1 pseudogene is annotated in these 234 nt (G+C 69.2%); it reads right to left on the bottom strand.

The annotated features are described in order from the left end of the window. Positions 1-9: 9 nt before the first annotated feature. A pseudogene (locus ACQG3P_RS24255) lies at positions 10-234 on the bottom strand (TonB-dependent receptor plug domain-containing protein); the annotation flags it as partial.

The following is a 234-nucleotide window of genomic DNA, read 5'->3' as shown; positions in this document are numbered from 1 at the left end:
CGCCGCTCAGAACGCGTCGGCGCCGGGCATCTGGCGGCCGTTGAGGGTCACCCTGTTGCACTGCGGGCCAACGGCTCGCGGGGTGACCTGTGCGCCTTCACCATCTCGGCGCTCGATCGAGATGCCGGTGATGCGCTGCAGGGAGTCGGCGAGGGTGGTATCGGGGAACTTGCCGATGTCCTCGGCACTGATCGCGGCCACTACGCCGGCCGCGTCGCGCTGGATATCCTTCGC

Source organism: Stenotrophomonas sp. SrG (assembly GCF_050031795.1).
Classification (GTDB): domain Bacteria; phylum Pseudomonadota; class Gammaproteobacteria; order Xanthomonadales; family Xanthomonadaceae; genus Stenotrophomonas; species Stenotrophomonas rhizophila_A.
The sequence above is the reverse complement of the archived record's forward strand: the minus strand, read 5'-3'. Positions and strand labels throughout refer to the sequence as shown.